A 504-nucleotide genomic window follows, 5' to 3' on the forward strand; every position below is an offset into this window, starting at 1 on the left:
CACGTACTGGTGCCCAGTCCAGGGTTTCGTTCAGGTCGACGTCGATGTACTTCTGGCCACGGGCTTCGATCAGGATCTGTTGCGAATCCAGCGGCAGGATGCCCTTGGACCACAGCGAACCCTGGAACGTCTCGTAGGCGCCGCGCTCGTCGGCCAGGTCGCAGGAAGCCTGGATCGCGTAGTAGCTGACCGCTTCCATGGACTTGTCGGCGAACTCGACCGCTGCATCGGAACCGTAAGGGATGTGCTGCAGGTACAGCGCGTCCTGGAAGCCCATGATCCCCAGGCCAACCGGACGGTGCTTGAAGTTGGAGTTCTGCGCCTGTGGCACCGAGTAGTAGTTGATGTCGATGACGTTATCGAGCATGCGTACGGCGGTGTTGACGGTGCGCTCCAGCTTGGCGGTGTCCAGCTTGCCGTTGACGATGTGGTTCGGCAGGTTGATCGAGCCCAGGTTGCAAACGGCGATCTCGTCCTTGTTGGTGTTCAAGGTGATCTCGGTGC

Annotated in this window: 1 pseudogene; it reads right to left on the reverse strand. The window is 60.3% G+C overall.

Features of this window, described 5'->3' with window-relative positions:
- A pseudogene (locus HBO12_RS28205) lies at positions 1 to 504 on the reverse strand (ribonucleoside-diphosphate reductase subunit alpha); the annotation flags it as partial.

The sequence above is a fragment of the Pseudomonas sp. WS 5059 genome, from assembly GCF_012985525.1.
Taxonomy (GTDB): domain Bacteria; phylum Pseudomonadota; class Gammaproteobacteria; order Pseudomonadales; family Pseudomonadaceae; genus Aquipseudomonas.